This is a genomic window from Micromonospora peucetia, from assembly GCF_900091625.1.
In the GTDB taxonomy this organism is placed as follows: Bacteria; Actinomycetota; Actinomycetes; order Mycobacteriales; family Micromonosporaceae; genus Micromonospora; species Micromonospora peucetia.
Genome location: NZ_FMIC01000002.1, coordinates 4,441,352 through 4,464,947 on the forward strand (window position 1 = coordinate 4,441,352; position 23,596 = coordinate 4,464,947).

Consider the following 23,596-nt stretch of genomic DNA (forward strand, 5'->3'; position numbering starts at 1 on the left):
CGATGCGGCACCGAGTCGGGCATCCGGGAGTCGAGCTCACCAACCAGGCCGGGTCATACCCACGCGGCAGGCGCTGTCGGTGGCCGGCTCTATGGTGCCGCCATGACGATCAGAGACGGTTGGATCTCGTTCGATCTCGGCAGGTTCCGCAGCCACGAGGTCGATTTCGCCACGTACAGCGGCAGCTCCCACACCGCGCTACCAGCGCTTCCCCTTGGGTATCCAGGTGGTCTGCACAGCTGGATGCGGGAGTTGGTGCCACTCGGTGAACGCGCTGCCGGTCCGCACGGCCCGGACACACTGACCAATGGCGCGCCCGTGTCCGGAAATCAGGCGGCCTTGCCGGAGCAGTTCGTCGCGTTCATGGCTGATCCGGTGCTGCGCGATTCGGTGCCGACCTGTACGTCGTGTTACTGGGCCTCCGATATTCCCTGGGCGCCGAGCCCCGTCCACCAAGGGGCGCAGCTGGTGCGGTTCCTCAACGACCAGCAGGGTTGTCTGTTCTGGTATCTGCACCTGCTGCCGGACGGCCGCCACGAGGTTCTGTGCGGTGCAGAGGCGTACGACCTGGGGGTGGTCCCCCAGGAGGAAGCGCATGAGGACCTGGTGCGGGTGGCCGACGACTTCGACCAGTTCATCGCCCGGTTCTGGATCGAAAACCTTGCCTGGTACGAGGTGGTGGGACAGAAGCGATCCGATGAGGATCTCTCCGAACCGGTCTGGGAGTACGTACGCCACTATGCGTCTGCGGAACCGTCGGCCGCTGGATGACCAGCAAACGGCGCGGTGGCAGCGCGGCTGGGCTGACACCACGCCCTCGTCCTCACCCTGCCGCTACCCACCAGCGCACACCCCGCTCTGGTCGATTTGGCGACGGGAATCCCAAGCCCGAGCCCGACGATCCCACTACCAGCGCAGACTCGGTCCCTACGCCAGCCGGAAGATCAAGTGATGTTGGAGTACTAGGAGCTCCTCTGCGGGCGTGGGGTCGTGGCGTGGGGTCGTGCCGGGCGGCTCAGCCGGTCGTGAGGACGATCCGCCCGACGAAGTCGGAGGCCTCCAGACGGTCGTGCGCGGCCGCGGCCTGCTCGAGCGGGTACGTGGCGGCGACCGTAGGGGCGGCGGCGACGGCCGAGAGGGTGAGGGCCTCGCGCAGCTGGCGGGCCACCGCCTCGGGCCCGGGCCGGCCGATGCCGCGCAGCGTCCAGCCCTTGACCATGAGCCGACCCAGGTGCAGGTGGGCGTGGCTGTCGGCGGTGACGCCGCAGGTGACCAGCCGCCCGCCGGGGGCGAGGACCTTGAGCACGTCGGACCACAGGGTGCCGCCGACCGACTCGACGATGACGTCGGCCTCGCCGCCGGGCAGGGCGGAACGCAGGGACTCGACGACGTCGGGGCGGTAGTGGTCCACGACGTCGAGGGCACCGAGGGCGCGTACGGCGTCAGCCTTCGCCGGGGCGCTGGTGCCGACGACGCGCGCACCCAGGTGGTGGGCGTACTGGACGGCGAAGGTGCCGACGGCGCCTGCGGCAGCGACGACGAGGACCCGGTCGCCGGGGCGCACCCCGGTGAGGTTGACGACCGCGTCGTAGGCGGTGCGTCCGGCGGTGGGCACCGCCGCGGCGTGGACGGCGTCGAGCGCGGCCGGCCGCGGGAAGCAGTGCGTGGCCGGGACGACGGCGAGCTCGGCGTGGGTGCCGGTGGTCAGCCCGACGACCGCGTCGCCGGGAGTGAATCCGGTGACGCCGGGACCGGTCCGCACGACGGTGCCGGCGACGTCCCGGCCGAGGATCGCCGGCCCGGTGACCGCCATCCCGTGGGTGCCGCGACGGATGTAGGTGTCGACCCGGTCCAGGCTCGCTGCCTGGACCCGCACGAGCACCTGACCGGGGCCGGGCGCCGGGGCCTCGAGCTGGCCGAGACGCAGGCTGTCGGGGGAGCCGGAGTCGAGGACGTAGCTGGCGAGCACGGGGTTCCTCTCAGGGCAGGGCGAGGGTGGCGGAGGCGATGACGTGGTCGCCGAGGCTGTTGGTGCCGAGGACGTCGACGGTGACGTGCGTTTCCCCGGTGGCCTCGGGCGCCGGCTTCAGGCCGGTGACGACACCGTCGAGGGTGAAGGTGTCGCCGGGGTGGTTCTGCGCGGCGAGGCGGGTGCGGAAGTCGACGACGCGAGCCTCCGGTCCGGCCCAGTCGGTGAGGTAGCAGTTGACCAGCGCGCTCGAGCCGAGGATGTTCATGTAGACGTCGCGGGCGCCTCGCTCGATGGCCGCGTCGCGGTCGAGGTGCACGTCGTTGAAGTCGAAGGTCGCGGTCGCCAGGGCCGCGATGGACAGCTGGGTGACGGGGATCGGCCAGGGGGCGAGGCGTTGCCCGGTGCTCACCTCGGCCCCGGTGCGGGTGCTCGTGCGGCGTTCGGGCCGCGGGGCGGTGAGTACCGGCAGGATCTGGCCGTCGCGGGTGCGTCGGTGGGCCACGACGACCGGCATGCCGTCGTGCACGAGGTCGGGGCGCAGGTCCACGACGTCTCCGCTGAGGCGGGTCCCGTCGGCGAGCTCGGCGCTGCCGACGAGGTAGGGGCGCTCGTCGAGGGGGGCGGCGGCGTAGCCGGGTTGCAGGTACGCGGTCAGGGTGCCGGTGGTGCCGGCGGGCGGCAGGTCGGTCGAAGCGGCACCGACCGGGCGCACCGGCCGAGTGAGGCGGTCCCCGGGCGTCGCCGGGACCTTGTCCCGGGTCGCCGGGTTCCAGCGGAGCATCCGCAGGACGACGCGTCCGACCGGCTCGCCCTCGAGGGTTCGGTAGTCGCTGACGAGGTCGACGAAGTGGCCCCGACCGAGGCGGGTGGACTTCTCCGGGGAGACCGCGCCGATGGAGGGGAACTGCTCGAGGTGGTCGCCGGGGCGCAGCGGGCGCACGTAGGTGTGCTCCGTCTGCACCGCGGCCACCGAGGTGAAGCCGCGCTCGGCGAGGACCTCGTTGACCCGGTCGAGGCTCTCGGCGTGGCGGTGGCTGCGCCGGTTGCCCGGCAGGGTCCACATGTTCAGCGAGGTCGCCGGGGCCACGATGCCGCCCCAGGCGGAGCGGGCGGCCCACTGCGGGTCCTGGTAGGCGGGGTTCTCGTCGCCGACGGCGTCGCACCAGATGCGGATGGCTGCTTCAGTGACCGCGTCCTTGGCCCGACGTGGCGGGTCGGTGAGGCCGATCAGGGCGTCGAGTCGGGCGCGGAAGTCCGCGTCGCTGGCGGTCATGGGACTCCTTTGCGGACACTTATGTCAACCAAGCGCTTGCTTGACGATAGTGCTGGTGCGGCCCTAGGGTCAAGGGTCAGCGTGCCCAACACCACCCGTGGAGAGGGCCGAGTTAACGATCCCTACGGATGTATCCGGGGGATTTTCCTCCGGGGTCAGGCCCTGGATTCCCAGCTCGGACCGCACCTGATCCATCGTCGCGGAAGAAGGCGATCAGATGTCTTACGTCGTCGGCACTGGCACGGTCGCGTTCGGCCGTGGCGAGGATCGTCCTCGCGGCGTTTCGGTCGCGGCATGCGGTATAGCCGCATGCCGCGCACTCGAAGGTACGGATACCCAGTCCGAGGCGAAGATTGGCTCTCTCGCCGCACTCGGAGCAGGTCATCGTGGTGTAGGCGGGTGGTACCAGCACCACCTTGCGGCCCGCCCGCGTACCACGCTCGATCAGTTCTTTCTTGCATGCGCCGATTGCCGCGTCGGCCGCTTTGCGGGCCATCGTGGTGCGGGCGAGGAATTTCGGTTTGAAGTCCTCAACCGCGATCAGCGCGTGGTGGTCAGTGACGTTCTTGGCCCAGACGCGGGCGTCGTGGGTGTTCTGTCGGGCGGCCTTCTTCGCGACCCGGGCGGCCTGCCGCTTCGCGGTCTGGTAGCCCTTCGACGGGGCGTGTCCCTTGGGGCGACGGCGGCGGGCCATCTTGCGCTGAGCCTTGGCCATCTCGGCGGCGCGCCGGCGGCGATGGCCGAGGTTCGGCAGGTCGAACGCCGGGTCGGTCGTGGCGGCGGTGGTCTTGACGCCCCAGTCGACGCCGATACCCGGCGAGTCCGACTCGGGTGCGGTGGTGATCTCACGGCGGACCACGAACGAGGCGTACCAGTGGCCGAGGGTGTCTTGGTAGACGCGCACGCTGGTCGGCTCGGACGGCAGTTCCCGCGACCAGACGACCGCAACGGTCACCTTGCCCGGCAGGCACAGCCGGCCGTCTTTGATCCGGAAGCCGCGGGTGGTGTACTCCAGGGTCGGCAGCGAGTCCTTGAGCCGCTTGACCTTCGGTCGGCCCCGGCCCTTGACCTTGAACGAGTGGTCCAGGGCGGCACCATAGGTGCGCAGTGTCTGCTGCTGTGCGACCTGCGATCCCTCGCGCAGCCAGGCATTACGGCTGCGCGCCTCGGTCAGCAGCTTCGACAGCTTCCCGAACGTCGGCTTGCGGCCGGTCTTCTGCTGGTGCACAGCTTCGTTCCACAACCACCGGCACCGGCCCCACTCGTCGAGCAGTGCGGCCCGCGCGATGCGGCCGGGCCGCAGGCGATAGGTGTAACGCACTGTCTCGTCCACGCCAAACACTATATACCACAAAGCTATATAGTCTCGGCGTGGACGAGGTCAGGTCGAACAACAACGTCGTGTACCGCTGCCACTACCACGTCGTCTGGTGCCCGAAGTACCGGCGCAAGGTCATCGACGGCAAGGTGGACGAGCGGCTCAAAGAGATCATCCGCGAGGTTTGCGCCGAGCGGAACGCACCGATCGAGGCGATCGAGACGATGCCCGACCACGTGCAACTGCTCGTGGTCGTGGACCCGCAGTACGGCATCCACCGCCTGGTCAAGCAGATCAAGGGTCGATCCTCCCGTCTGCTGCGCCAGGAGTTCCCGCACCTCAAGTCCCGGATGCCGACCCTGTGGACCAACTCGTACTTCGTCGCCACGACCGGCGGCGCCACTTTGGAGGTGGTCAAGAGGTATGTCGAGAACCAGCGCAACGTGTGACCAGACGCCCATCCGCCCTGGCGGCGAATGGGCTATCCCTGACCTGCTCCGCAGGAGTTCCGTTTCCTCCCCATGGCTAAAGCCGGGGGTTTCCACGGAAGACATTCGATGATCCCGAGCACCCCCGAGACCGCCACCCGCGCCTTCTTCTCCTTCCCGCAGGTGACCGACCCCGCCCGCCATCGCGCCTACAACGCGTGGCACCAGCTCGATCACCGCCCCGAGAACCTCGCCCTGCCCGGCGTCGTCCACGGCGACCGCTGGGTGCGCACCCCCGCGTGCGAGCGGCTCGGCAGCTACCCGGACCTCGCCCTCGCCGGCAGCCAGTACATGGCGATGTACTGGTTCGCCGAGCCGACCGCGGACTCGATCCTCGCGTGGAAGGACCTCGGCGACCGGGCGATCCACCAGGGCCGGCGTCCGGAGCTGGCCTGGACCGAACGGCCGATGACCCGGATGTTCCGCCCCGTCCAGGGCTACGTGGCCCCCCGGGCCCTCGTCACCCTCGCCGCGCTGCCGTTCCGGCCCAACCGCGGCGTACACGTGGAGGTGAGCCGGGTCGAGACCTCCCTGCACCCCGACGTGGCCGACCTGTCCCAGTTCGAGCACGAGACCCAGGTGCCCGACCTGCTCGCGCGCGACGGCGTTGCGGGCGTGTGGACCTTCCGCAGCGCCCCGAGCCGCAGCAACCCCGACGGACCGGTCGTGCGGATCCGTCTCACCTACCTCGAGGCCGATCCGGTCGAGTTCACGCGGGCCCTGGCCGTGGACCCGCTGCCGGCCCCGCCCGCAGCGCTCGCCAGCACGGCCACCCCGCTGCTCACCGGGCCCCTGGCCACCATCACTCCCTGGGAGTGGGACTGGTTCGACGAGCCCGTCGCCGCGGCGACGGAGAGCGTGGCGGGGGCATGAGCGAGGACACCGGCGTGACCGGCCTGCTCGGGCGCTACGGGCCCTGGGCCCTGGTCGTCGGCGGTTCCGAGGGGGTCGGCGCCGCGTTCGCCGAGCAGCTGGCCCGGGCCGGCCTCGGCGTCGTACTCGTCGCCCGCAAGCCCGAGGCCCTCGGGGAGGTGGCCGACCGGGTCCTGGCCCACGGGGCCCCGTGCCGCGTGCTCGCACTGGACCTGCTCGACGCGGACGCGACCGCCCGGATCGTCGAGGCCGTCGCCGACCTCGACCTCGGCCTGCTCGTCCTCAACGCTGGCGCGAACACCTACCGCAGCCGCTTCGTCGAGGCGGACCTCGCCCGGGTCCAGGCCGTCATCGATCTCAACGTCACCCGCCCGCTCGAGCTCTGCCGGGAGCTCGGTGCCCGGCTCGCCGCACGTGGGCGCGGCGGTATTCTCGTCGTCGGCTCCTCGGCCGGCTACCTCGGCCACGCCGACATCAGCATCTACGCCGCGGCCAAGGCCTTCGCCCGGATCTTCACCGAGGGCCTGTGGCTCGAGCTGGGGCAGGTCGGCGTCGACGTGCTGCACCTCGTGCTCGGGCTCACGGCCACCCCCGCCATGGAGCGAGCCGGCCTCGACCTGACCGGAGCGGCCGACCCGGCCGACGTCGCCGCACAGGGGCTGGCAGCCCTGGGTACCGGCCCGGTACACGTCGTGCGCCAGCAGGCCGAGGTCGCCGCGCGGCGCTCTGGCCTGGACCGGGCCGCCCTTGTCGCCGGTAACTACGGCGGGATGCACGCGATGCTGGGCGGACCGAGCCCCGGCCCGAGCTGACGGCGGCCCCCGAGCTCGACGACCCGCGCTGACGGCTGCCCGTGGGGCCCCACGGGCAGCGCTCACTGCGTGATGGTCCACCCGCCGTCGACGACGAGCAGCGCCCCGTTGACGTACGAGGCCAGCGGCGAGAGCAGGAAGAGGATCGGCCAGGCGATCTCGTCCGGCGTGGCCATCCGGTGGCTCGGCACCCGGGCCAGCACGGACTGCCCTGTCGGGGACCCGGCGAAGCCGCGCAGCCTGGCGGTGTTCACCATGCCGGGGGCGACCGCGTTGGCCCGCACCACGTCGGCCCGGTGCGCGGCCAGGTGTCGGGTGTAGCCGACGATCGCGGCCTTCGCTGCGCTGTACCAGTCCGAGGCGGTGCCCACGACGGTGCCGGCGACCGAGGCGGTGTTCACGAGGGTCGCCCCGGGCGGGGCGTGCTCGAGCCAGGCCCGGGTCACCGAGCGCACGCTGCCGACACACAGCTGCACGGCGCGGTCGAAGTCGAGCTCGGTCGCCGAGGACGGGCCGGCGTTGTTGACGAGGTGGCGCACCGGTCCGTACGCCGCGCGGGTCCCGTCGAGGGCCGCGCGCACGGCCGCCTCGTCCGAGACATCGACCACGTGAGGGTCGACCACCCCGCCTGCCGCGCGGATGGCGACGCTCACCGCCGTGAGGGCAGCGGCGTCGAGATCCCATGCCGACACGACGAGTCCCTGGGCGGCCGCAGCCGCCGCGGTCGCCGCTCCGATTCCGCTGCCGGCCCCGGTCACGACGACGACGTCGCCCGTGCGGAGGCCGAGTCGTGGCGCGGGGGCGTCGCCCCCCGGCATCCGGTCGCCCGCCTCGTGTGTAGAGGGCTGTGGGTCACTCAGAAGGGCGCTCAGGACCGCTGCCCGGGGCCGGTGAGCCGGATCCGGGCCCGGGCCGTCGGGCGGCCACGGGCGGCTGACCGGGTCGGACCCGTCGCGGGCTCCCCGCAGCGAGACCTCGGGGATCGGCCACTGTCCGGCGAGGTCGTCGACCCGCTGCCACTCCGAGACGGTGAGACGTTCCTGCACCCGCCACTCATCCGCGCGCCGGGTGACGAGGTCGACGTAGCGAAACCCGCTGACGATGTTGCCGTGCGGCGGCTCGGACGTGCTGCGCTGGAACGCGATGCCGTACGTCTCGGCTCGGGCCCGGTCCGGGTCGGCCGGGTCGAGCTCGACCAGGACGTTCGTCAGGTAGTGCATCGTCATGGTGCGCCGCGCCACGAGCGCGAAGACCACGTCCAGCGTCGTGTCCCGGTCGGCCACGGTCCCGCCGAGGGTGATCTGGGCGTCCGGGTGGAAGGCGCTCGCGGCGAGGTCCCGGTCCATCCGGTCGACCCCGCGCGCGTAGCGCAGCAGGGCCTGCTCGATGGCCCGCTCGGCGAGCAGCACGTCCAGTCCGACCGAGCTGGACGGGAAGGACTGGGGCTGGTCAGACACCGAAGCCTCCGTCGACGTCGAGCTTCTGCCCGGTGACGAAGTTGGCCCGGTCGCTGGCCAGGAAGCAGGCGGCTTCGGCGATGTCGAGGGCGGCACCGAAACGCCGCAGCGGGGTCGAGGACCGGGCGACGGCCAGGGCGCGTTCGTCGAGGTCTCCCGAGGAGATGAGCCGCTCGGCCATCCCGTCGGTGAGCATGCCCGGCCCGACGCAGTTGAACCGGATGCCGAAGCGGCCCTCCTCGTTGGCGAAGGCCCGCACGAGCGCCTCGACCGCCGCCTTCGGCGCGGCGGAGAGGCCGTCCCGGGCGGGGTAGCGCACCGTCGCCGCGGTCGTGATCGCCACGACGTTGCCGCGGCTCTCCCGCAGGGCCGGCAGGCAGGCTGAGACCAGCGTGAAGAAGGCGGTCGTGTCGTTGGCCACCTGCGTGGCGAACTGCCCGGGGCTCACCGTCGACAGGTGCCGCATGGGCACGTGCGGCCCGGCCGCGTGCACGATCGTGTGCAGGGGACCGTGGCTTGCGGTGAGTTCGGTCACGAGCGCGGCGGTGGCCTCGGCGTCGGTGAGGTCGAGGTGGTGCGCCGAGTGCGTGCCGGACGCGACGGGCGGCAGTACGTCGAGCACCTGTCGGGCCGCTTCGGCGTTGCTGCGGTAGGTGATCACCACCGCCGACCCCCGGCGGGCCAGCTCGAGGGCGACGACCCGGCCGATGCCGCCGCTGCCGCCGGTGACGAGCGCGACACCGGTGCGGTGGGCGAAGTCGGCGGGCACAGGCAGCGCCGACGTGGGTGTGGTCGGAGGGGACTGGTCGGTCACGACGAACTCCTGGAAGGGGGCGGTGGACAACGGGAGCGGCCGGTGGGGGCAGGAGGAGTCAGGAGGGGCCGGGGCGGTCACGTCGCGGGCAGGGGATCGCTGCCCCGGCGACGCAACCGCACGAGCACGGTGATCGCCGTCGCCAGGCACGCGGCGGCGAACAGCAGGAAGGCGGTCGCGGAACCGAACCACGTGCTCAGCCCGCCGAGCAGGAGGGCACCGAATGGCATACCGCCCCACCCGAGGAAGTAGAGGCTCATCGCCCGGCCGCGCTGCGCGTCGTCGACGACCCGCTGAACCACCGTCTGCAGGATCACCATGGCGCCGATGCTGAACGAGCCGCACAGCAGCGCCGCCCCCGCGAGCACGGGCACTGTCGTCGCCGCCCCGAGCAGTGCGGTGCTCACGGCGAGCAGGCCGAGGGTTACCGCGGCATGCCACACGGTGGCGACGCGCGCGGAGAGCCGGGCCACGACGAGGACCCCGAGTAACGAGCCCAGCCCGGTCAGGGCCACGAGAATGGGGAAGACCGTGTCCGGATGGTCCGAGGCCGAGGCTGCCCGGACGGCGAGCTGGCTGGTGAAGGCGCATCCGAAGAACGCGTTGACCCCGACGATGGCCAGGCACAGCGCGGCCGGGGGCCGCTCCCGGGCGTGCCGGATACCGGCGCGGACCTGCGCGGCCAGGCCCTCGCGCACCATCGGGGTGACCGGCGGGACGCGACGGGTGCGCACCGCGACCGCGGCTGCGGCCGCGGCGAGGCTGAGCGTCGCGTACATCACGAACGTGCCCAGCGGTCCCCAGGCCACGAGGACCAGCCCGGCGGCCGCGGGGCCGATCGAGCGGGCGAGGTTGAGCCCGGCGGCCTGGATCGGGACGGCGTTGCCGAGCGCCTCGGCCGGGACGGTGTTGGCCACAAGGGCCTGGGTCACCGGGGACAGGAAGCTGATCCCGGTGCCGGCGAGGAAGGCGAGCGCGAGCAGCACGGGCAGGTTGACGACTCTGGCCGCGACCGTCGCCGCGCAGACCCCGGCCAGGGCGCTGGTCGCCAGGAGCACGCCGATCTGCAGCCGCCGCCGGTCGAAGGCGTCGGCCAGCACCCCGGCAGGGATCGAGAAGAGCGTGAACGGCACGAGCAGGAAGAAGAAGAGTAGGCCCATCGTCGCCGGGGTGCCGTCGACCTCGGTGAGCACCGACTGGAAGGCGATGTTGCAGCCCCAGTAGCCGGCCTGGGACAGCACCAGGGTCAGGAGCACGAAGCGGAAGTCTCGAAATCGCAGGGACGAGAACATTGTCACGTAGTTCGCCGTCCTTCTATCGTTTTCGGCACCCTACCAAGCGCTTGCTTGCATCGCCAGCGTCGGATGTGGTTTTCTGGCCGTACCACGAGTGAAAGGGCGTGTCGTGAGCTTCTGCGTAGGACGAACGGTGATCGTGACCGGTGCTGGACAGGGGCTGGGCCGGGTGCACGCCCTCGAGTACGCCCGGCAGGGCGCCGACGTCGTCGTCAACGACATCGAGAGCAGCCGGGAGGCGGCACAGGCCGTCGTCGACGAGATCCGCGCTGCGGGTGGTCGCGCGGTCGTCAGCACCGGCGACGTCAGCGACTGGGCATACGGTGAGCGCCTCGTGCGCGAGACCGTCGAGACCTTCGGCGGGCTGCACACCCTCGTCAACAACGCCGGCGTCAACCGTGACCGGATGCTGGTCAACATGAGCGAGCAGGAGTGGGACCTCGTCCTGCGGGTCGACCTCAAGGGCCACTTCGTCCCGATGCGCCACGCCGCCGCCTACTGGCGGGACGAGGCCAAGGCCGGCCGCCAGGTCGCCGCGCGCGTCGTCAACACGTCCTCCGGCGCCGGGCTCATGGGCAGCGTCGGGCAGGGCAACTACGGCGCCGCCAAGGCCGGGATCGCCGCCCTGACCCAGATCGCGGCCGTCGAGTGGGCCCGCTACGGCATCGTCGTCAACGCGATCGCCCCCTCGGCCCGTACCCCGATGACCGAGGCCGTCTTCGCCGAGGCGATGGCCGCCCCCGAGGCGGGCTTCGACGCGATGGACCCGGCCAACGTCTCCCCCCTCGTGGTCTGGCTCGGATCCGACGCCGCGCAGGCCGTCACCGGAGCTGTCTTCGAGGTCGCTGGCGGTGAGGTCTCGCTCGCCGACGGCTGGCGCCACGGGCTGGCCGCCACCAAGGGCGAGCGGTGGGAGCTGGAAGAACTCACCGAGGCGATCGCCGACCTCATCGCCCGCTCCGAGCCGCCAACCCCTGTCTACGGTGCCTGACATGGGTGCGGACGCGGCGCAGGCCACCGGTGCACCGGTGAGCGACGAGCAGTTCCGGGCCGAGATCCGCGGCTGGCTCCACGAGGCCCTCACCGGGCCGTTCGCCGAGGCCGTCGGCACCGGCGGCGAGGGGCGCGAGCACGAGGCGCACGAGCTGCGCCGCGAGTGGGAGCGCCACCTGGGCCGGGCCGGTTGGATCGGCCTCAGCTGGCCCAGCGAGTACGGCGGTCGTCCCGCGACCCTGGCCCAGCAGGTCATCTACCACGAGGAGTACGCCCGCGCCGGCGCCCCCGGCCGGCTCGGGCACATGTCCGAGCAACTACTCGGCCCGACGCTGCTCGCATTCGGCACGCCGGAGCAGAAGGCGCGGTTCCTGCCCGGCATCACCAGCGGCGAGGACATCTGGTGCCAGGGCTACTCCGAGCCCGGTGCCGGCTCGGACCTCGCCGGGGTGCGCACCCGCGCCGAGCGCCGGGGCGACAGCTACGTCATCACCGGGCAGAAGGTGTGGACCTCGCTCGCGCACCTGGCCGACTGGTGCTTCGTGCTGTGCCGCACCGACCCTGACTCGACTCGTCATGCGGGCCTGTCCTACCTGCTCGTGCCGATGGACCAGCCCGGCATCACGGTGCGCCCGATCACCCAGCTGACCGGCACGAGCGAGTTCAACGAGGTCTTCTTCGACGGGGCCGTCGCCGCCGTCGAGCACCGCGTCGGCGCCGAGGGCGAGGGCTGGAAGGTCGCCATGGGCACCCTGGGCTTCGAGCGCGGCGTGTCCACCCTCGGCCAGCAGATCGGCTTCCGTCGGCGCCTCGACGCCGTCATCGCCCGGGCTCACGGGAACGGCGCCTGGCAGGAGCCGGCGCTGCGTGACCGCCTCGTCGAGGCCTACATCGGCCTCGAGGTGATGCGGCACTCAGCGGTGCGGCTGCTCGCGTCCGCCGGTGGGGGTCTGTCCGGCCTGGAGGCGTCGATCTCCAAGCTGCAGTGGGCCACGTGGAACCGCTCGCTCGGCGAGCTCGCGGTCGACGTCGAGGGGGCCGGGGCGCTGCTCACCGGGCCCGAGTACGAGCTGGACGATGCCCAGACCCACTTTCTCTTCAGCCGCGCCAACACGATCTACGGCGGCTCCAACGAGATCCAGCGCAACATCATCGCCGAGCGCCTGCTCGGCCTGCCCCGATGAGGTGAGGACGATGACCGAAGCGAGCGCCGGCCCCCAGCCTGTGGCCGAGACGTCGCGTCCCGAGGCGGCCGAGGAGCTGGCCCAGATCCGCGCCTCCGTCGTCGAGGTGCTCGACGAGCGGGCCGACCTGCGCCGTACCCACGAGCTCATGGTCGGGGCGCCGGGCCACGACCCGCAGCTGCACGAGCTGCTCACGGCCGAGCTGGGCCTGCTCGGCCTCGTCGTGCCGGAGCACCTCGGCGGGCTCGGCCTCGACGTGCCCGCCGCGACCGCCGTCATCGAGGAGCTCGGGGCCCGGCTCGTGCCCGGCGCGCTCGCGACGAGCCTCGCCGCGATCCTCGCCGCCCGCGCCCTCGGCCCGAGCGCCGAGCCCCTGTTGGCGCGCGTCGTTGCCGAGCAGTTGACCCTGGCCAGTGCCCTCGCCGAGGACGGCGCGGGCTGGGACCTCGAGCAGACCGCCACCCGGGCCACCGGCACCGGGGACGTGTGGGCGCTGACCGGGACCAAGACCCTCGTCGCCGGAGCCGAAGCCGCCCGGGTCGTCCTCGTCACCGGCCGGGACGGGGGCGGTGAGCTCGGCGTCTACGCCGTGGACCTGGCCGCCGACGGGGTGGACGTGCAGACGCACATGACGCTCGACCAGACCCGGCGGCTGAGCACGGTGCACCTCCGCGAGGCCGCCGCCACCCGGGTCGACGCCCCCGGCGGCGAGGGGGCCCGGGTGCTGCTCGACCACGTGCGCGCCATGCTCGCGCTGGAGTCGGCTGCCGCCGCCCGCGCCTGCCTCGACCTCACCGTCGAGTACCTCAAGATCCGCGAGCAGTTCGGCCGCCCGATCGGGTCGTTCCAGGCTCTCAAGCACCGCTGCGCCGACCTCGCCGTCGCGGTCGCCGGAGCGCGGGCCACGGTCGACCACCTCGTCACGACGCTGCACACCGGGGCCGCCACCCGCTCGCACGATGCGGCACTGGCCAAGCTCGTGTGCACCGACACGCTGATGACCGTCGCCGCCGAGGCGATCCAGCTGCACGGCGGCATCGGGTTCACCTTCGAGCACGACGCACACCTGTTCTTCAAGCGCGCCAAGTCGGCCCAGCTGCTGGCCGGTTCCCCGGCGACGGTTCGCGCCGAGGTGGCAGCGCTCGCCGGTCTCTGAGCCGGCTGCCGACATCAACGGCAGGCAACCGCGCACTACATAGGGGTCCGCACCGGTCGGTGTGGACCCCTATGTCGTACGTGCTCCGCGGGGCTCAGCCGAGCGGAGCGGTGCCGGGCGGCTGGGCGGCGAGGTGCCGCGACGGGATCTCACCGCCACCGGCGACGACGATCTCCGTGCCGGTGACGTAGCTGGACAGCGGCGAGGCGAGCAACAGGCAGGCTGCGGCGATGTCGGCCGGGGTGGCCATCCGCCGCATGGGGATCGTCCGGGCCACGCGGTCCTGTCCCGCCTCGTCGCCGTAGTAGAGGTGCGACAGCTCGGTCTGCACGAGACCCACCGTCACCTGGTTGACCCGCACGGCTGGCGCGAAGTCGAGCCCGAGGCACCGGGTCAGCATCGTCAGGCCCGCCTTGGCAGCGGCGTACGCGGCGGTGTCCGGGGCCGGGTTGGCCCCGGCGACCGAGCCGATGTTGATGATCGTCCCGCTGCCCTGACGCTGCATGACCTCGTTGGCCGGCTGGGCGACGTAGAACGGAGCGAGCAGGTTGAGCGTGACGATCGCCGAGACGAAGCGGGGGGAGACCGTCGCGGTGTCGGCGCTCGGCGCGCCACCGGCGTTGTTGACCAGGATGTCGAGCCGGCCGAACCGGTCCACCGCCGCGGCGACGAGGGCCTTGGCCTGCTCCGGGTCGCGTACGTCCGACTGGACGAAGACGGGCGTGCGTCCGTCGACCTCGGGCAGCCGCTCGGGCTCGTTGCGGCCACACACGAGCACCCGCGCCCCGGCCTTGAGGAAGGTGCGGGTGATCTCGGCGCCGATGCCACGGGTGCCTCCGGTGACGATGGCGACCTGGCCGGTCAGGTCGACACCCTCGGGCGTCGTGGACGTGGTGGGGGACTGGGTCATCAGAGCCTCTCGATGATCGTCACGTTGGCCTGGCCGCCGCCCTCACACATTGTCTGCAGGCCGTAGCGGCCGCCGGCGCGCTCGAGCTCGTGCAGCAGGGTGGTCATGAGCCGGGCGCCGGTGGCGCCGAGTGGGTGGCCCAGGGCGATCGCGCCGCCGTTGACGTTGACCCGCTCCGGGTCGGCCCCGGTCTCCTTGATCCAGGCGAGCACGACCGAGGCGAACGCCTCGTTGACCTCGAACAGGTCGATGTCCTCGATCGACAGCCCGGTGCGCTTGAGCGCGTGGGCGGTGGCCGGGATCGGGGCGGTGAGCATCCACACCGGGTCGTCGGCGCGCACCGACAGGTGGTGGATCCGGGCGCGCGGGGTCACCCCGTGCTCGGCCACGGCCCGCTCGCTCATGACGAGCAGGGCGGCCGCGCCGTCGCAGAGCTGGCTCGCCGCGGCGGCAGTGACCCGGCTGCCCGGGGTGAGCGGGTTGAGACCGGCCATCTTCTCCAGGCTCGTGTCGGCGCGCGGACAGGTGTCGGTGTCGACGTCGCCGACGGCGCGGATCTCGCGGGTGAAGCGGCCCTCGGCGATGGCCCGCAGGGCCCGCTCGTGGCTGCGTAGGGCGAAGCGCTCCATGTCCTCCCGGCTGATGTCCCACTTCTCGGCGATCATCTCGGCCGAGCGGAACTGCGAAATCTCCTCGTCGCCGTAGCGCTCGCGCCAGCCGGTGGATCCGGAGAAGGGGTCGTTGAAGCCGTACTGCTGACCGGTGAGCATCGCGGCCGAGATGGGGATGGCGCTCATGTTCTGCACGCCCCCGGCGACGACGACGTCGTTGACTCCGGCCATGACGGCCTGGGCTGCGAAGTGCACCGCCTGCTGGCTCGAGCCGCACTGCCGGTCCACGGTGACCCCGGGCACGTGCTGCGGGAGGCCGCCGGCGAGCCAGGCGGTGCGGGCGATGTCGCCGGCCTGTGGGCCGATGGTGTCGACGCAGCCGAACACGACGTCCTCGACGGCGTTGGGGTCGACCCCCGAGGAGCTCATGAGGCTGGTGAGCGCGGCGGCGCCCAGGTCAGCGGAGTGGATGCCCGCGAGCGCGCCACCGCGTCGCGTGACGGGGGTGCGGACGGCGTCCACGATGTATGCCTCTGCCACCGGGTTCCCTTCCTGCGGATGCCTCGCCGGTCGGTGCCGGACGTCGGATCGGTTGAGTCTGCGTGGCTCGCTGACGGTGTAGCCGGCGTCGCCATGGCTAGTCTAGCAAGCGCTTGGTTGGTAGTCTGTGATCCGTTCCAGACAAGTGACGGGCTCCGCGTGAGGAGATGTGCGTGAGTGACGTGTTGACCACGATCCCCGCCCTGCTGCGGCAGGCCGCGCAGGACGCTGCCGAGCTTGAGGCCCTCGTCGACGGTGACGTACGGATGACCTTCGCCGAGCTCGACGCGGCCGTCACCCGGTTCGCCCGGGCCGCAGTCGCGCACGGTCTCGAGCCGGGGGACCGTGTCGTCGTCTGGGCCCCGAACAGCGCCGACTGGGTCATCAGCGCCCTCGGCTTGCTGGCCGCCGGGGGCGTGCTCTGCCCCGTCAACACCCGCTTCCGTGGAGGGGAGGCGCGGTACGCCATCGCCAAGGTCCGGGCCACGATGGTCATCCTCGACGACACCTTCCTGAGCGCCGACTACCTGGCCGCGCTGCGCGGCGACGGGCCACCACCGACCATCGGGCACCCCGTGCCGCTGCTGCCCTCGGTGCACACCGTCGTCGACCTGTCCGCCGCCGCCGGCCGCGAGCAGGCCGGTGACGGCGTGTGGTCCCTGGCCGGCTTCACCGCGCTGGCCGACCAGGTCGACCCCGCCATCATCGACGGACGGATCGCAGCCCTCGACTCCGAGGGCATGGCCGACATCCTGTTCACCTCAGGCACCACTGGCTACCCCAAGGGTGCGATGGTCTCGCACGCCTCGAACCTGCGCGTCGACCTGGAGTGGGCCCGGCTCGTCGGGCTGCAGCGCGGCGACCGCTACCTCATGGTCAACCCGTTCTTCCACAGCTTCGGCTACCGGGCCGGCATCCTGGCCTGCCTACTCATGCGCGCCACGATCATCCCGGTCGCCGTGTTCGACGTCGAGACCGTGCTGCGTCTCGTCGAGCGGGAACGCGTCACCGTCTTCCCCGGCGCGCCCACCGTCTACACCTCCCTGCTCGAGCACCCCGCCTTCGGCGCCTACGACGTCAGCTCGGTACGCCTGGCCGTCACCGGGGCCACGGTCGTGCCGGTGCCGCTGCTGCACCGGATGCGCGAGGAACTCGGCTTCCGCGACGTCATCACCGCCTACGGCCTGACCGAGACGTGCGGCACCGCGACCGTGTGTCCGCCCGATGCCGACCTCGAGCGGATTTCGACCAGCTGCGGAAAGGCGATCCCGGGCACCGAGCTGCGGATCGCCGGTCTCGACGGACAGGCGCTGCCGGCCGGTGAGTCCGGCGAGGTCCTCGTGCGTGGTTACAACGTGATGCTGGGCTACTTCGAGGACCCGGTCGCCACCGCACAGGCCATCGACGAGGACGGCTGGCTGCACACTGGTGACGTCGGCTGGGTCGACGAGGACGGCTACCTGCGCATCACCGACCGGATCAAGGACGTCTACATGGTCGGGGGCTTCAACGTCTACCCCGCCGAGGTCGAGCGCGTGCTGTGCGAGCACCCCGCAGTCTCCGACGTCGCCGTCGTCGGGGTGCCCGACGCGCGGATGGGCGAGGTCGGCAGCGCCTTCGTGCAGATCGTTCCCGACTGGAGTGGGGACGAGTCGGTGCTCGTCAACGAACTCGAGGCGTGGTGCCGGGACCGGCTGGCCAACTTCAAGCGCCCCCGCAGCTTCAGCATCGTTCCGGCCCTGCCACGAACCCCGAGCGGAAAGATCCAGAAGTTCAAGCTCACCGAGTGAGCCCGGCGTTCGCGGGTCCCGCCCGGGGGCGCTGCCCCCCGAGGCGCTTGTGCGGGCGCACCGGACCGGTCTCCCGCGGCCCGCAGACCCGACACCCCCGACCAGACCTGACACCGACGGCACCGCCGTCACGGGCACCAGCCCAAAATCGGAGGACACCATGCAGGACGTAGTCATCGTCGCCGCGGCGCGCTCGCCGATCGGCCGGGCCTTCAAGGGGTCGTTGGCCTCGATGCGGGCCGACGACCTGGCCACCCAGATGGTCCAGGCGGCCCTGGCCCAGGTGCCGTCGCTCGACCCGACCCAGATCGACGACCTCATGCTCGGCTGCGCGCAGCCGGCCGGCGAGCAGGGCTGGGGCCTCGGGCGCGTCGTCGCCGTCGAGCTCGGGCTCGACCGGGTCCCCGGGACGACGGTGCAGCGGTACTGCGCCTCGAGCCTGCAGACGACCCGGATGGCGCTGCACGCCATCCGCGCCGGTGAGGCGGACGTGCTCGTCTCCGCCGGGGTCGAGGTCGTCTCGCACTTCGCCGCAGGCAAGTCCGACGGCATGCCGGACACGAAGAACCCGATCTTCGCGGCGGCGGGGGAGCGCACCGCCGCCCGCGCCCAGGGTGGAGCCGGCCCGTGGACCGACCCGCGCGACGCGGGTGAGCTGCCCGACGTCTACATCGCGATGGGCGAGACCGCCGAGAACGTCGCGAGCCACCGCGGTGTGAGCCGCGCCGCGCAGGACGAGTGGGCCGCCACGAGCCAGCAGCGGGCCCAGGCCGCGATCGAGTCGGGCTTCTTCGCCACCGACATCACGCCGGTGACCCTCGCCGACGGCACCGTCGTAGCCACCGACGACGGCCCCCGCGCCGGGGTGACCGTCGAGTCGCTTTCCGGCCTCAACCCGGTCTTCCGGCCCGACGGCACGGTGACCGCGGGCAACTGCTGCCCGCTCAACGACGGCGCGGCCGCCCTCGTCGTCATGTCCGGCCGCAAGGCCGCCGAGCTCGGCATCACGCCGCTGGCCCGGATCCTGTCCACGGGGGTCTCGGCGATCTCGCCGGAGATCATGGGTCTCGGCCCGGTCGAGGCCTCGAGGCAGGCCCTCGCGCTGGCCGGGCTCTCGATGGCCGACATTGATCTCGTCGAGCTCAACGAGGCGTTCGCCGCGCAGGTCATCCCCTCGATCTGGGACCTCAAGGTCGGTCCCGAGCGGGTCAACGTCCACGGCGGCGCGATCGCCCTGGGCCACCCGTTCGGCCAGACCGGAGCGCGGATGACGACGACGCTCATCAACGGGCTGCGGGCCCGGGACGGCCAGCTCGGTCTCGAGACGATGTGCACGGCCGGCGGCCAGGGCATGGCGATGGTCATCGAACGGCTCTCCTAGGGCCCCGCGCCCACCCCGCACAGGGCCCGGTCGCGAACGCGACCGGGCCCTGTGCGGAGGTGCCAAGGTGCGCGGGTCCGCGGCCGGGCGAGGGTCAGTGCCGGCGCAGCGCTGCCGCGAGCGTCGCAGCCCGGCCGGCGACGGCGGCCGACTGCTCGGCGAACGAGGCCGCGGTGCGGTCGCCACCGCTCATCGCACCCTGCGCGACCCTGGTGTGCACGCCCTCGACGATGCACGCGGTCTTCCACCAGTTGTAGGCGACGAAGTAGTCGATCCGGGCCAGATCGGTGCCGGTGGCGAGGCAGTACCGGGAGAGCAGCTCCTCCCGGGTCGAGAATCCGGGCAGGACCGTGGCCGGGTCGTGCAGCGCGCGGGCCTCGTCGTCGGCCTGCGCCCAGTAGACGAGCAGTTGGCCGACGTCGGCCAAGGGGTCTCCGACCGTGGTCAGCTCCCAGTCGAGCACGCCCTGCACCCGCCAGCGCGAGTCGAGCATGCAGTTGTCGAGGCGGAAGTCCCCGTGCACGATCCCCGAGCGGGACTGCTCGGGAGCCGCGGCCACGAGATGCTCGTGCGCGGTCTGCAGATCGGGCAGGTCGCGGATCCTGGTCCGGTGCCAGTTCTCGTTCCAGCGCCCGAGCTGGCGGGCGATGTAGTCACGGCGATGGGCCAGACCGCCGAGCCCGATGACCTCCGGCTCGAGCCCGTGCAGGGCCACGAGGGCGTCAACGATCGTGGGGCCGATGAGCGCGCGATCGGCCTCGGTGGTGAGCCGCTCGACGTCGGCGGGGCTGCGCAGGATCGTGCCGTCGAGGTGCTCGAGCACGACGAGAGGGGCGCCGGCCACCTCACCCGTCTCCTCGACGGCGAGCACTCGCGGCACCGGGAGGTGGCCATGCAGCCCGCGCAGGATCCGCGCCTCGCGTAGCACGTCGTGCGCGGTGGCCGGGTGGTCCCCGAGCGGTGGACGTCGCAGCACGACGACGTGTCCGGCCGCGTCGGTGGTCCGGTAGGTGAGGTTAGAGCGTCCCCCGGCGATGAGCTCGTGTCGCAGGTTCCCCTGCAGCTCGGGCACGGCGCGGCCGAGCCAGGCGTCGACCCCCGCCGGGAGCCCGGCGTGTCGGGTGGTGCCGATCGGGGCCGGACCGGTCCTGGCATGACCTGCTGCCGTCATGGGAGCGCCTCCTCGTCGTCGGGACGACCGTAGCAAGCGCTTGGTTAATTCGGCGTGTCGTGTCGTACGCCGGACGTGGACGCCCCTGGCGCGGACCGGCCGCGCTCAGTCGCGGGCGAGAATCCGTCGAGGTAGACCGAGACGAAGTCGGCGGCGAAGGCTGCCCTGGAGTACGACGGGGTCGGTTTGAACCAACGGACCGAGAGCCACAGCGAGTCACGCAGCATGCCGTGCAGCACGCGCACCGGGATGTCGTTGCGGAAGTCGCCCCTGGCAATGCCGGCCTCGAGTACCTGGATCCAGGCCCGCTGGATCACGGCGGCCGACTCGCGGATGTGCTCGTAGCCGTTGATCGTGGGCAGGTAGGTGCTCGAGTTCTGGTAGATCTCGGTCGCATGCGGGTGGGCCTCGATGTTGGCCAGCGAGCTCGTCACGAGCTCGCGTAGCTGGGCCGCCGGGCTCTCCTCGGACGCCAGCACCTTGGTGTAGCGGTAGGTCAGGTCGGTCAGGTAGTCCGAAATGATCGCGTTGACCATCTCGTCCTTGGACTTGAAGTGGTGGTAGAGGCTGCCCGAGAGGATGCCGACCGAGTCGGCGATCTCGCGGACGGTCGTGGCGCCGATCCCCTTGGTCGCGAACAGGTGCGCAGCGTTGTCGAGGATGACCGAGCGGCGGTCCTGGGTTGTCGACATCTGGGGTGCTCCCGGTTCCTCGAGCATGTTTGGTCAAGCGCTTGTTTATATCACTTCGGCACCTCCCGTGCTTGGTGGAGGTGGAGACCTCCCTTGACCGGTGAGGCTGCGCCGCCTATTATACGGCCAACCAAGCGCTCGTTCGGTTGCGAGAGGGGCTGCGCTCCGGACCCCGATCAGCCGAAAGGGGCTGCCCGTATGTCCGACCCGAGGACCGGTCCGATCCCCACCGTCCTGCCCGGCAGCGGCGGTCGTCCACCCGTCTCCAGGCCTGACGAGGGGGCCGGCCTGCTTGCCGGCCGCGTCGTCCTCGTCACCGGCGCCGCCAACGGGTTGGGGGCGGCATACGCGCGCGGCATCGCCGCGGCCGGGGCACACGTGGTCGCCGTCGACGTCGACGAGAAGGGACTCGAGCGGCTCAGCGGGCAGCTCGCCGCAGTTGGTGGGCGCGGCTCGAGCAGGGTCGCCGACGTCGCGGACTGGGCGACCGCGCACGACCTCGTGCGTGACTGTCTCGCAGAGCACGGCCAGCTCGACGGCCTCGTCAACAACGCTGGCGTCTTCGCCATGGCTCACGCCGGCACCGAGTCCGAGGCCATGGCGCGCCGGATGCTCGAGGTCAACGTGCTCGGCACCATCGCCTGGGGCAACGCCGCGATCGCGGCGATGCGCACCCAGGGCCACGGGGTTCTGGTCAACGTCACCTCAGGCGAGCAGATGGGCCGTGCCGAGACGGCCGTGTACGGGGCGACGAAGGCCGCGATCGCCACGCTCACCTACGCGTGGGCAGCCGAGCTCGCCGAGGCCGGGATCCGCGTCAACGCGATCTCCCCGAACGCGCAGACCCAGATGGCCGAGGTGCTCGAGCAGTTCCGCGGTGCCCCGAGCGGGCAGAACGCGGGGATCGCGCCCGAGGCCAACGTGCCGCTGCTGCTCTACCTGCTCTCAGACCTCAGCGTCGAGCTCACCGGTCAGGTGCTGCGCTCCAACGGTCCCGAGCTCATGCTGACGACCCACCCGGCGCTCGTCGACCCCGTGCTGCGGCACGCGGCGTGGACCCCGGAGCGGATCGCCGAGGCCGTCACGGCGCGGCTGCGGCCGTACCTGGCGCCCCTCGGGGTGCGCCGGGTGCGCATCGAATACCTCGACTGACCCGACGTCCGACACCCGAACGACCTCCGAACCGACAGGAGCCCGATGTCCGCCACGATCAACCCGCTCTGCGTCAGTGGCATGGCCGCGATGTCCTGGGCCCTGCCCGAGGAGGTCGCGATGTACCGGCGTACCGGCACCGACCTCGTCGGCCTGCAAGGCGGCAAGGTCGCCCCCTTCGGCGTGCCGGCCCTCGGCGACCTGCTCGCCGAGCACGACGTACGGCTCGGCTACCTCGTGCACAGCTTCACCGCCCATCCGGACGACGAGTCGGGCTGGGCACAGCAGGTCGCGGCGCTGCAGACCGGCGTCGTCAACGCCCGTACGCTCGGGGCCGACCTCGTCTACCTCACGTCGGGCCCCTCGGCACACCTGACGTGGGAGGAGGCGGCCGACCGGTTCGCCGAGCGGATCATGCCGGTCGTGGCCACCGCCCGTGAGCACGGGGTGCGCCTCGGCGTGGAGAACACCCTGCCGGTCAGGTGCGACCTCAGCTTCACGCACACCGCGCGGGACGCCCTCGCCCTGGCCGACCTCTGCGGCATCGGCATCTGCCTCGACCTCTACTGCTGCTGGCAGGAGCGCGGCCTGACCGACCTGGTCCGCGAGCGGGTCGCGCAGATCGAGATCCTGCAGGTGTCCGACTTCCGGGTCGGCACCTCGACCTTCCCGAACCGGTGGGTGCCCGGGGACGCCGACCTGCCGATGGCCGGCCTGCTGGGGAGCGTGCTGCGGGCTGGTTACACCGGCATCGTCGACGTCGAGTTGCTCGGCCCGGCCATCGAGGCCGAGGGCGCCGAGTCGGCGGTGACCCGCTCGATCACGTGGATGCGCGAGCAGGTCGCGGCGGCGTGCCCCTGAGCGCTCAGGGCACGTCCGCCCACCGCGGCGCGCGCTTGGCGACGAACGCGGCCGCGCCCTCGGCGGCATCCGGCCCGGCGAGCAGCTCGAGGGTCGCGAGTCGGTTGACCGCGGCGAAATCACGTTCGCGGGTGTCCAGGCTCAGGTGCATGAGCCGCTTGGTCGCCAGCACCGCCGCCGGAGAGTGGGTCGCGATCCGGGCGCCGAGCGCGAGCGCGCGCGGGAGGACCTCGTCGGCGGGGACCACGGCGTTGACCAGGCCCAGCTCGTGGGCCCGGGCCGCCGGAAGCGGCTCGGTCGTCAGTCCGAGCTCGAGGGCGACGGCGACCGGCAGGCGACGGGGCAGGTCGGTGCCGCCCTCGGAGGCGGCGATGCCGCGCCCCACCTCGGGCAGTGCGAAGTAGGCGTGCTCGGCCGCGACGACGAGGTCGCAGGCGAGGGCGAGCTCGAAGCCGCCGCCGACGGCGGGCCCGTTGACCGCGGCGATGACCGGCTTGCGGTAACCGCCGCGCAGCAGCGTCAGCGGACTGCGTGCCACGTCGACCAGGCGCCCCTCGGCTGCGGCACGCAGGTCCATCCCGGCGCTGAAGGACAGCTCTCCGGTGCCGGTCAGCACGACCGCGCGCACGCCCGGGTCCGCGTCGTACCCGAGCAGGGCGTCGGTCATCGCCAGGAGGGTGTCGGGGTCGAGGGCGTTACGCACCCGCGGCCTGTTGATCCTGATGACACCCACCGCGTCAACGCGTTCGCACACCACTGTGCCCATCGTCCCACCCTCCTGCGCATTAGGGTCTTGACCCTTTCCCGATGGCTGTTAGTCTACCAACCAAGCGCTTGCTACACGGTGGCCCGG

At 72.0% G+C, this 23,596-nt stretch carries 22 protein-coding genes; 11 read left to right on the forward strand and 11 right to left on the reverse strand.

Annotated elements, in window-relative coordinates; all coding sequences use genetic code 11:
* Positions 1 to 102 precede the first annotated feature (102 nt).
* Positions 103 to 771 (forward strand): hypothetical protein, encoded by a 669-nt coding sequence (locus GA0070608_RS20580; RefSeq protein ID WP_091630188.1) that lies wholly within the window; start codon positions 103 to 105, stop codon positions 769 to 771.
* A 244-nt stretch (positions 772 to 1,015) separates the two neighbouring features.
* Here GA0070608_RS20580 and GA0070608_RS20585 read toward each other — a convergent pair whose 3' ends face one another.
* The 3 genes from GA0070608_RS20585 to GA0070608_RS20595 all read right to left on the reverse strand — a co-directional run bounded on the left by GA0070608_RS20585 (position 1,016) and on the right by GA0070608_RS20595 (position 4,578).
* Positions 1,016 to 1,969 carry a quinone oxidoreductase family protein gene (locus GA0070608_RS20585; RefSeq protein ID WP_091630189.1) on the reverse strand — a complete coding sequence of 318 codons (954 nt, stop codon included), beginning with the start codon at positions 1,967 to 1,969 and terminating at the stop codon, positions 1,016 to 1,018.
* A gap of 10 nt (positions 1,970 to 1,979) precedes the next feature.
* A complete protein-coding gene (locus tag GA0070608_RS20590) occupies positions 1,980 to 3,245 on the reverse strand; it encodes an FAS1-like dehydratase domain-containing protein (RefSeq protein ID WP_091630190.1) in 1,266 nt (421 codons plus the stop codon).
* Between the two features lie 112 nt (positions 3,246 to 3,357).
* Positions 3,358 to 4,578, reverse strand: coding sequence for an RNA-guided endonuclease InsQ/TnpB family protein (locus tag GA0070608_RS20595; protein ID WP_218107538.1), 1,221 nt, complete (start codon positions 4,576 to 4,578; stop codon positions 3,358 to 3,360).
* A gap of 38 nt (positions 4,579 to 4,616) precedes the next feature.
* On the opposite strand from GA0070608_RS20595, the gene tnpA reads away from it, so the two are divergent.
* The 3 genes from tnpA to GA0070608_RS20610 all read left to right on the forward strand — a co-directional run bounded on the left by tnpA (position 4,617) and on the right by GA0070608_RS20610 (position 6,736).
* Entirely contained in the window at positions 4,617 to 5,012 is a 396-nt protein-coding gene (gene tnpA / locus GA0070608_RS20600) for an IS200/IS605 family transposase (RefSeq protein WP_091630191.1), read from the forward strand.
* A gap of 108 nt (positions 5,013 to 5,120) precedes the next feature.
* Positions 5,121 to 5,924 (forward strand): hypothetical protein, encoded by an 804-nt coding sequence (locus GA0070608_RS20605; protein ID WP_091630192.1) that lies wholly within the window; start codon positions 5,121 to 5,123, stop codon positions 5,922 to 5,924.
* Positions 5,921 to 6,736: an SDR family NAD(P)-dependent oxidoreductase gene (locus tag GA0070608_RS20610; protein WP_091630193.1), complete on the forward strand. Its 816-nt coding sequence runs from the start codon at positions 5,921 to 5,923 to the stop codon at positions 6,734 to 6,736. Before GA0070608_RS20605 ends, GA0070608_RS20610 begins: the two co-directional genes overlap by 4 nt.
* A gap of 62 nt (positions 6,737 to 6,798) precedes the next feature.
* On the opposite strand, the gene GA0070608_RS20615 is transcribed toward GA0070608_RS20610, so the two are convergent.
* From GA0070608_RS20615 to GA0070608_RS20625, 3 genes are all read right to left on the reverse strand, one after another.
* Positions 6,799 to 8,193 (reverse strand): SDR family oxidoreductase, encoded by a 1,395-nt coding sequence (locus GA0070608_RS20615; protein ID WP_176733778.1) that lies wholly within the window; start codon positions 8,191 to 8,193, stop codon positions 6,799 to 6,801.
* Positions 8,186 to 9,007, reverse strand: coding sequence for an SDR family NAD(P)-dependent oxidoreductase (locus tag GA0070608_RS20620; protein ID WP_218107539.1), 822 nt, complete (start codon positions 9,005 to 9,007; stop codon positions 8,186 to 8,188). Before GA0070608_RS20620 ends, GA0070608_RS20615 begins: the two co-directional genes overlap by 8 nt.
* Positions 9,008 to 9,084: 77 nt before the next feature.
* Positions 9,085 to 10,299, reverse strand: coding sequence for an MFS transporter (locus GA0070608_RS20625; protein ID WP_091630195.1), 1,215 nt, complete (start codon positions 10,297 to 10,299; stop codon positions 9,085 to 9,087).
* 112 nt (positions 10,300 to 10,411) lie between these two features.
* On the opposite strand from GA0070608_RS20625, the gene GA0070608_RS20630 reads away from it, so the two are divergent.
* Genes GA0070608_RS20630 through GA0070608_RS20640 form a run of 3 tightly spaced genes read left to right on the forward strand, consistent with a single transcriptional unit; the run spans position 10,412 to position 13,635 of the window.
* The gene (locus GA0070608_RS20630; RefSeq protein ID WP_091630196.1) at positions 10,412 to 11,293 is read left to right on the forward strand and encodes an SDR family oxidoreductase; all 882 of its coding nucleotides are present in this window, start codon (positions 10,412 to 10,414) and stop codon (positions 11,291 to 11,293) included.
* 37 nt (positions 11,294 to 11,330) lie between these two features.
* Complete coding sequence (locus GA0070608_RS20635) at positions 11,331 to 12,479, forward strand: acyl-CoA dehydrogenase family protein (RefSeq protein WP_218107658.1); 1,149 nt, start codon at positions 11,331 to 11,333, stop codon at positions 12,477 to 12,479.
* Positions 12,480 to 12,489: 10 nt separating this feature from the next.
* The gene (locus GA0070608_RS20640) at positions 12,490 to 13,635 is read left to right on the forward strand and encodes an acyl-CoA dehydrogenase family protein (RefSeq protein ID WP_176733779.1); all 1,146 of its coding nucleotides are present in this window, start codon (positions 12,490 to 12,492) and stop codon (positions 13,633 to 13,635) included.
* Between the two features lie 94 nt (positions 13,636 to 13,729).
* Here the strand turns inward: GA0070608_RS20640 and GA0070608_RS20645 are convergent, their stop codons facing one another.
* Complete coding sequence (locus tag GA0070608_RS20645) at positions 13,730 to 14,545, reverse strand: SDR family oxidoreductase (RefSeq protein WP_091630199.1); 816 nt, start codon at positions 14,543 to 14,545, stop codon at positions 13,730 to 13,732.
* Positions 14,545 to 15,696 carry an acetyl-CoA C-acetyltransferase gene (locus tag GA0070608_RS20650; protein WP_091630200.1) on the reverse strand — a complete coding sequence of 384 codons (1,152 nt, stop codon included), beginning with the start codon at positions 15,694 to 15,696 and terminating at the stop codon, positions 14,545 to 14,547. The genes GA0070608_RS20645 and GA0070608_RS20650 overlap by 1 nt, the downstream gene beginning before the upstream one ends.
* A gap of 173 nt (positions 15,697 to 15,869) precedes the next feature.
* Here GA0070608_RS20650 and GA0070608_RS20655 point away from each other — a divergent pair, with 173 nt between their 5' ends.
* Together GA0070608_RS20655 and GA0070608_RS20660 are read left to right on the forward strand one after the other, a co-directional pair.
* On the forward strand, positions 15,870 to 17,486 hold the full coding sequence (locus GA0070608_RS20655; RefSeq protein ID WP_425413239.1) for an AMP-binding protein: 1,617 nt from the start codon (positions 15,870 to 15,872) through the stop codon (positions 17,484 to 17,486).
* A gap of 160 nt (positions 17,487 to 17,646) precedes the next feature.
* Positions 17,647 to 18,867 carry an acetyl-CoA C-acetyltransferase gene (locus GA0070608_RS20660; RefSeq protein WP_091630202.1) on the forward strand — a complete coding sequence of 407 codons (1,221 nt, stop codon included), beginning with the start codon at positions 17,647 to 17,649 and terminating at the stop codon, positions 18,865 to 18,867.
* A gap of 94 nt (positions 18,868 to 18,961) precedes the next feature.
* Here GA0070608_RS20660 and GA0070608_RS20665 read toward each other — a convergent pair whose 3' ends face one another.
* Together GA0070608_RS20665 and GA0070608_RS20670 are read right to left on the reverse strand one after the other, a co-directional pair.
* Entirely contained in the window at positions 18,962 to 20,038 is a 1,077-nt protein-coding gene (locus GA0070608_RS20665) for a phosphotransferase family protein (RefSeq protein ID WP_091630203.1), read from the reverse strand.
* A 44-nt stretch (positions 20,039 to 20,082) separates the two neighbouring features.
* Entirely contained in the window at positions 20,083 to 20,730 is a 648-nt protein-coding gene (locus tag GA0070608_RS20670) for a TetR/AcrR family transcriptional regulator (RefSeq protein WP_176733780.1), read from the reverse strand.
* Between the two features lie 198 nt (positions 20,731 to 20,928).
* Between GA0070608_RS20670 and GA0070608_RS20675 the strand changes: the two genes are divergently transcribed.
* Positions 20,929 to 21,882, forward strand: a complete 954-nt coding sequence (locus tag GA0070608_RS20675) for an SDR family NAD(P)-dependent oxidoreductase (protein ID WP_091630205.1) — start codon at positions 20,929 to 20,931, stop codon at positions 21,880 to 21,882.
* Positions 21,883 to 21,927: 45 nt separating this feature from the next.
* Entirely contained in the window at positions 21,928 to 22,743 is an 816-nt protein-coding gene (locus GA0070608_RS20680; protein ID WP_091630206.1) for a sugar phosphate isomerase/epimerase family protein, read from the forward strand.
* Between the two features lie 4 nt (positions 22,744 to 22,747).
* Here the strand turns inward: GA0070608_RS20680 and GA0070608_RS20685 are convergent, their stop codons facing one another.
* Entirely contained in the window at positions 22,748 to 23,509 is a 762-nt protein-coding gene (locus GA0070608_RS20685) for an enoyl-CoA hydratase/isomerase family protein (protein ID WP_091630207.1), read from the reverse strand.
* Between the last annotated feature and the right edge of the window lie 87 nt (positions 23,510 to 23,596).

Bases quoted from the DNA above. Each gene is read 5' to 3' on its own strand.
- GA0070608_RS20580 (WP_091630188.1), top strand. From the start codon at position 103: ATGACGATCAGAGACGGTTGGATCTCGTTCGATCTCGGCAGGTTCCGC.
- GA0070608_RS20590 (WP_091630190.1), bottom strand. From the start codon at position 3,245: ATGACCGCCAGCGACGCGGACTTCCGCGCCCGACTCGACGCCCTGATC.
- GA0070608_RS20605 (WP_091630192.1), top strand. From the start codon at position 5,121: ATGATCCCGAGCACCCCCGAGACCGCCACCCGCGCCTTCTTCTCCTTC.
- GA0070608_RS20610 (WP_091630193.1), top strand. From the start codon at position 5,921: ATGAGCGAGGACACCGGCGTGACCGGCCTGCTCGGGCGCTACGGGCCC.
- GA0070608_RS20625 (WP_091630195.1), bottom strand. From the start codon at position 10,299: ATGTTCTCGTCCCTGCGATTTCGAGACTTCCGCTTCGTGCTCCTGACC.
- GA0070608_RS20640 (WP_176733779.1), top strand. From the start codon at position 12,490: ATGACCGAAGCGAGCGCCGGCCCCCAGCCTGTGGCCGAGACGTCGCGT.
- GA0070608_RS20645 (WP_091630199.1), bottom strand. From the start codon at position 14,545: ATGACCCAGTCCCCCACCACGTCCACGACGCCCGAGGGTGTCGACCTG.
- GA0070608_RS20660 (WP_091630202.1), top strand. From the start codon at position 17,647: ATGCAGGACGTAGTCATCGTCGCCGCGGCGCGCTCGCCGATCGGCCGG.
- GA0070608_RS20665 (WP_091630203.1), bottom strand. From the start codon at position 20,038: ATGACGGCAGCAGGTCATGCCAGGACCGGTCCGGCCCCGATCGGCACC.
- GA0070608_RS20670 (WP_176733780.1), bottom strand. From the start codon at position 20,730: ATGTCGACAACCCAGGACCGCCGCTCGGTCATCCTCGACAACGCTGCG.
- GA0070608_RS20675 (WP_091630205.1), top strand. From the start codon at position 20,929: ATGTCCGACCCGAGGACCGGTCCGATCCCCACCGTCCTGCCCGGCAGC.
- GA0070608_RS20680 (WP_091630206.1), top strand. From the start codon at position 21,928: ATGTCCGCCACGATCAACCCGCTCTGCGTCAGTGGCATGGCCGCGATG.
- GA0070608_RS20685 (WP_091630207.1), bottom strand. From the start codon at position 23,509: ATGGGCACAGTGGTGTGCGAACGCGTTGACGCGGTGGGTGTCATCAGG.